The following is a 5,951-nucleotide window of genomic DNA, read 5'->3' on the forward strand; positions in this document are numbered from 1 at the left end:
GTGTATAACGGCCTATACTGCGCGGCGTGAGCGAGTCTGACTTCATGCCCGAACCGCTGCGCCCCCGGGCGCCGATCACCGAAGCGGACGTCCTGGCCTGGCTGGAGGAGACGGCGCGGGCCGTGCAGGCCGGCCGGGTGGACGCCGACGGCCTCATCGCCGTCCTGGGTGAGCTGAGGCGGGCTTCCGCCGCCTGCGCCGATGCCTCGGACTGGGCCCTGCTGGCCGCCCGTGAACAGGGGGCGAGCCTGCGGCAGATCGCGCCGGTCTTCGGCAAGGGCTATGTCCGGGCGCCCGCGGCCCGGCTGGAAAAGCTGCACCGCCAGGCGCTCGACTCGCAGCAGTGGCTCGAAATCCTGCGCCGGAGGGCGGAAGGCGTATAACGTCCTCCGTGAGACATAGCCGTTGCTTATGTCTCACGGAGACGCCACCGCACAGAAGGGACCACTCCGCTGCGCATCGGACTCGGCTTGGCCGCGCTGGGGCGGCCCGCCTACATCAATCTCGGCCGGGTGGAGGAACTGCCCGCGGACCGCGACGTGGCCGCCATGCGGCGCGCCACGCATGCCGTGCTGGACGCGGCCTACCGGGCGGGGATCCGCTGGATCGACGTCGCGCGTTCCTACGGGCGGGCCGAGGAGTTCCTCGCCACCTGGCTGGCCGAACGCGGCCACCAGGACCTGATGATCTCCAGCAAGTGGGGCTACACCTATGTGGGCGGCTGGCGGCTCGACGCCACGATGCACGAGGTCAAGGAGCATTCCGCGGGCGGGTTCTCCCGGCAGTGGTCGGAAAGCAGGCAGTTGCTGGGTTCGGCGATCGACCTCTACCAGGTGCATTCCCTGACCCTGGACAGCCCGCTGTTCACCGACGAACCGCTGCTCCGCGCGCTGGCTGCACTGACCGACGACGGCGTGCGGGTCGGTTTCTCCACCTCCGGCCCGCACCAGGCGGCGGTGATCCGCCGCGCGTTCGAACTGGAGGTCGCCGGGAAACCGGTGTTCACCTCGGTCCAGTCCACCTGGAACCTGCTCGAACCTTCGGCGGGCCGCGCGCTCGCCGAGGCCCGCGCCGCGGGGAACCTGGTGCTGGTCAAGGAAACGCTGGCCAACGGCAGGCTGGTGGTGAACCCGCCCCCGATCCTGGCCCGCATCGCGGCCCGCCACGGCGTCGGTCCCGACGCGGTGGCGATCGCCGCGGTGCTGGCCCGGCCCTGGGCGGACCGCGTCCTCACCGGCCCGGCCAGCCCCGCGCAACTGGCCGGCAATCTGGCCGCGACCAGGGTGAACCTGCTCGAAGGGGAACTGCGCGCCCTGGCCACACTGGCCGAGCAGCCCGGCGAGTACTGGGGACGGCGGTCCTCATTGCATTGGCGCTGAACGGTTCGGTTAGTCTCGGCGGCCAACGACGGATCACGAAGGGGAAAACTCGGTGCGTCACGGAAGGTTCGTGGTCCTGGCTGCGGTTGCGTTGACCGGACTCACCGGTTGTGCCAATCGCCCCAACAACCTCGAGACCTACTACGACAGTACGGCGCCGGTCACCGATTCGGCGCATGCCGCGGCGTCCGCCTCGTCGTCCGCGCCGGTCTCGGCGGCGACCGTGGACCCCGCTGCGGCCGCCCGGGAGGCGATCGCCGACGAGGTCGCCTCCGCGGTGCTGACCAAGGACGATCTCGCGAAGGAGGGCGTGCGCGCGGCGGCCAGCCGTGCCGACAACGCCGCGTGCTTCAACGCGGTGCCCGCCGGCGATCCGCGCGGGTCGACCTGGGTCTACGGCAGCGGCGCCTCCCTGACCCAGCTGGTCACCGGTTATCTCGACCGTCCCGCCACCGAAGTGCTCGGCCAGGTGCAGTGCGACGGCACGAAGCTGAACATCCAGCTGCCCGCAGGGGCGACCGCCGTGCACGGATGGTGCCAGGGCGCCACCTGCACCGTGCTGCTCGCCGCCGGGCACGTGCTGTCCGGGCTGCAGGTCACCGCGAGCACCGCCGCCCGGGCCACCGACGCGGTCAGGAGCGTGACCCCGCTGGCCGCGAAGAAACTTCCCACCAGCTGAAGCCCGAGTCCTCGCTGCGCCGGTAAGCGCATTCCCGGAAGGCAAACGCGGGCGCGTCACCTGAACGGACCAGATCACGGCGGTCGTGTGCCCGCATCTTCACCCCTGGTAGTGATGCCCGTCACGTGGACTTCGCGGTCGTTCCCGGTCCTCTCCGGGCCCTTTCGAGTGTCCCATCCGTGATCTTCCGACCCCGGTCCCTTCCTGCGCAATCGGCCCGACTACCCGTAGGCTTGGGGTATGCGGCGGATCATGGGAACCGAGGTCGAGTACGGCATCGCGGTGCCGGGCGACGCGACCGCGAACCCGGTGCTGACCTCGACACAGGTGGTGCTGGCGTACGCGGCCGCGGCCGACATCCCGCGCGCCCGGCGCGCCAGATGGGACTACGAGGTGGAATCGCCGCTGCGCGACGCGCGCGGGTTCGACCTGGCAGGTCCCGGCGGCTCCGGTCACGACCCCGACGTCGAGGACCTCGGCGCGGCCAACGTCATCCTGACCAACGGCGCCCGGCTCTACGTCGACCACGCCCACCCCGAGTACTCCGCGCCCGAGGTCACCAACGCGCGTGACGCGGTGATCTGGGACAAGGCGGGCGAGCGGGTGATGGAGGAGGCCGCGCTCAAGGCCGCGACCGTGCCCGGGCAGCCGCAGCTGCAGCTGTACAAGAACAACGTGGACGGCAAGGGCGCCAGCTACGGCACCCACGAGAACTACCTGATGTCCCGGTCCACCCCGTTCACCTCGGTCATCGCGGGGCTCACCCCGTTCTTCGTCTCGCGCCAGGTGGTCACCGGTTCGGGCCGGGTGGGCCTCGGCCCGCAGGGGGAGGAGGCCGGCTTCCAGCTGTCCCAGCGCGCCGACTACATCGAGGTCGAGGTCGGCCTGGAGACCACCCTCAAGCGCGGCATCATCAACACGCGCGACGAGCCGCACGCCGACGCGGACAAGTACCGCAGGCTGCACGTGATCATCGGGGACGCGAACCTCGCCGAGTACTCGACCTACCTCAAGCTCGGCTCGACCGCGCTGGTGCTCGACATGATCGAGGCCGGTCAGCGGTTCGACGACCTCAAGCTCGACGAGCCGGTGCGCGCGGTGCACCAGATCAGCCACGACCCGACGCTGAAGACCAAGGTGGCGCTGGCCAACGGGCGCAAGTACACCGGCCTCGACCTCCAGTTCGCCTACCACGAACTCGCCTCGGCCTTCCTCGAGCGCGAGGGTGGGGACGCGCAGTCCAAGGAGGTCCTGCGGGTGTGGGGCGAGATCCTGGACGCGCTGGCGCGCGATCCCGCCGAATGCGCCGACCGGCTCGACTGGCCCGCCAAGCTGCGGCTGCTCGAGGGCTACCGCAACCGTGACCAGCTCGGCTGGGCGGCGCCCCGGCTGCACCTGGTCGACCTGCAGTACTCCGACGTACGGCTGGACAAGGGCCTCTACAACCGCCTGGTCACCCGGGGGTCGATGAAGCGCCTGGTGACCGAGGAGGAGGTCCAGGCGGCCATCACCAACCCGCCGCTGGACACCAGGGCCTACTTCCGCGGCCGCACCCTGGAGAAGTACGCGACCTCCATCGCGGCCGCCTCCTGGGATTCGGTCATCTTCGACGTGGGCAAGGAATCGCTGGTCCGCATCCCCACCCTGGAGCCGTTGCGCGGCACGAAGGCCCACGTCGGCAAGCTGCTGGACGAGGCGGACACGGCCGAGGAACTGGTGGAGGCGCTCACCACCGCCGACTAACCGTGTCCATGACCATCCCGATTGTCATGGTCACTGGGTAGGCTAGAACCAACAGCTCACCGGGAGGCGAGATGGCACAGGAAAAGATCGAAAAGCACGGCGGCGGCGACTCGGACGAAGAACTCGAGGGTGCGGCCCCAGCCGGTCAGGAGCGCCGGGAGAAGCTCGGCGAGGACGTCGACACCATCCTGGACGAGATCGACGACGTGCTGGAGGAGAACGCCGAGGACTTCGTGCGCGCGTACGTGCAAAAGGGCGGCGAGTAGCCCGGCGGGTCCGGCCCACTAGGCTCCACCTCCGAAATCCGACCCCCGCCCACCTTCGTTGATGGGAATCACGAGCACGTATGGAACGCACCTCGGGCTCCTCGGGTTCTTCGCTGCCCGCAGCCTATTTCTCGACCACGACCTCCTCCTTCGCCGAGTTCCTCCGGATGCAGGCCCCCGACCTGCTTCCGGGACGCTCGTCCGCCGGTGCGCCCTCCCGTGAGGTGGACGCACCGCACGGCACCACGATCGTCGCGGTCACCTTCGCCGGCGGTGTCCTGATCGCCGGCGACCGCCGCGCGACCTCGGGGAACCTCATCGCGTCGCGGGACATGGAGAAGGTCCACGTCACCGACGACTATTCGGCGGTGGGCATCGCCGGCACCGCGGGCATCGCGCTCGAGCTCGTCCGGCTCTACACCGTCGAGCTGGCCCACTACGAGAAGATCGAGGGCGTGCCGCTCTCGCTGGACGGCAAGACCAACAAGCTCGCGGGCATGGTCAAGGGCAACCTCGACGCGGCCATGGCGGGGCTGGCGGTGCTGCCGCTGTTCGTCGGCTACGACACCGAGGCGGAGGACCCGAAGCGGGCGGGCCGGATCGTGTCCTACGACGTCACCGGTGGCCGGTACGAGGAGCGCGCGGGGTACCACGCGATCGGTTCCGGCTCGCTGTTCGCCAAGTCGTCCCTGAAGAAGCTGTACGACCCCGACGCGGACGCCGAGGCCGCGGTGCGCACCGCCGTCGAGGCGCTCTACGACGCGGCCGACGACGACACCGCCACCGGCGGGCCCGACCTGGTCCGGCGGATCTTCCCGACGGTCATCACCATCACCGGTGAGCACGGTGCGGTGCCGCTGCCGGAGGAGCAGGCCTCCGCGGTGGCCCAGGCCGTGGTGACCGGCCGGGCCGAGCGGGCCGCCCGGGGCCGTAGCTGACCGACCCCACCGATCCCACCGCCCAGTCCCACGTTCCACCGAGCGCTTTGGAGCACAAGCCGTGACGTTGCCGCTGTACGCCTCACCCGAGCAGTTGATGCGCGAGCGTTCGGAGCTCGCTCGCAAGGGCATCGCGCGCGGGCGCAGTGTGGTCGTGCTCAAGTACCGCAACGGGGTGCTGTTCGTCGCCGAGAACCCGTCGACCACGCTGCACAAGTTCTCCGAGATCTACGACCGGATCGGGTTCGCCGCGGTCGGCCGGTACAGCGAGTTCGAGAACCTGCGGGTGGCCGGTATCCGGCACGCCGACCTCAAGGGCTACCAGTACGACCGCCGCGACGTCAGCGCGCGGGCGCTGGCCAACGCCTACGCGGCCACGCTGGGCAGCATCTTCACCGAACAGCTCAAGCCGTACGAGGTGGAGATCTGCGTCGCCGAGGTCGGGGCCAGCCCGGCCGAGGACCAGCTCTACCGGCTCACCTACGACGGTTCGATCTTCGACGAGCCGCAGTTCGTGGTGATGGGTGGCCAGACCGAACCGATCGTGAACAAGCTCAAGGAAGAGTTCGAAGAGGATTTCGAGCTGGAGCAGGCGCTGCCGATGGCGGTCAAGACGCTGCGCTCGACCTCGCCCCACAACGGTGACGGCGGGTCCGTCAAGCTCGAAGTCGCGGTGCTGGACCGCACCCGTCCGCGTCGCGCCTTCCGCCGGATCACCGGCGAAGCCCTGGAGGCGCTGCTGCCCGCTCCCGAGCCGGAGCCCGCCGACGAAGGCGGGGAGAAGCCGGCCGACCAGGAAGGGTCCGGCACCCAGAACAGCTGACCGCCGCGAGCAAGGGCCGTGAGGGACCCCCTCACGGCCCTTGCCGCAGGTTGCCGTTAAGGGCCCCTCACAGCCGATACGGCCGCGGCCCCGGCAAAGTCCGGTCGGGCGTTGGCCGTGAAG

General features: G+C 70.1%; 7 protein-coding genes. All 7 read left to right on the forward strand.

Annotation, left to right across the window (positions count from 1 at the left end):
• The first annotated feature begins 44 nt into the window (after positions 1 to 44).
• The gene (locus FNH05_RS29900) at positions 45 to 383 is read left to right on the forward strand and encodes a hypothetical protein (RefSeq protein WP_144592206.1); all 339 of its coding nucleotides are present in this window, start codon (positions 45 to 47) and stop codon (positions 381 to 383) included.
• A gap of 165 nt (positions 384 to 548) precedes the next feature.
• On the forward strand, positions 549 to 1,379 hold the full coding sequence (locus FNH05_RS29905) for an aldo/keto reductase (RefSeq protein ID WP_483964235.1): 831 nt from the start codon (positions 549 to 551) through the stop codon (positions 1,377 to 1,379).
• A 70-nt stretch (positions 1,380 to 1,449) separates the two neighbouring features.
• Entirely contained in the window at positions 1,450 to 2,058 is a 609-nt protein-coding gene (locus FNH05_RS29910; RefSeq protein WP_144592201.1) for a hypothetical protein, read from the forward strand.
• Between the two features lie 240 nt (positions 2,059 to 2,298).
• The gene (gene dop / locus FNH05_RS29915) at positions 2,299 to 3,801 is read left to right on the forward strand and encodes a depupylase/deamidase Dop (protein ID WP_144592202.1); all 1,503 of its coding nucleotides are present in this window, start codon (positions 2,299 to 2,301) and stop codon (positions 3,799 to 3,801) included.
• A 71-nt stretch (positions 3,802 to 3,872) separates the two neighbouring features.
• Positions 3,873 to 4,067, forward strand: coding sequence for a ubiquitin-like protein Pup (locus FNH05_RS29920; RefSeq protein WP_144592203.1), 195 nt, complete (start codon positions 3,873 to 3,875; stop codon positions 4,065 to 4,067).
• 80 nt (positions 4,068 to 4,147) lie between these two features.
• Positions 4,148 to 5,005 (forward strand): proteasome subunit beta, encoded by an 858-nt coding sequence (prcB, locus tag FNH05_RS29925; protein ID WP_144592204.1) that lies wholly within the window; start codon positions 4,148 to 4,150, stop codon positions 5,003 to 5,005.
• 61 nt (positions 5,006 to 5,066) lie between these two features.
• Positions 5,067 to 5,828: a proteasome subunit alpha gene (prcA, locus tag FNH05_RS29930; RefSeq protein ID WP_144592205.1), complete on the forward strand. Its 762-nt coding sequence runs from the start codon at positions 5,067 to 5,069 to the stop codon at positions 5,826 to 5,828.
• Positions 5,829 to 5,951: the final 123 nt, after the last annotated feature.

The sequence above is a fragment of the Amycolatopsis rhizosphaerae genome, from assembly GCF_007713715.1.
GTDB lineage: Bacteria > Actinomycetota > Actinomycetes > Mycobacteriales > Pseudonocardiaceae > Amycolatopsis_E > Amycolatopsis_E rhizosphaerae.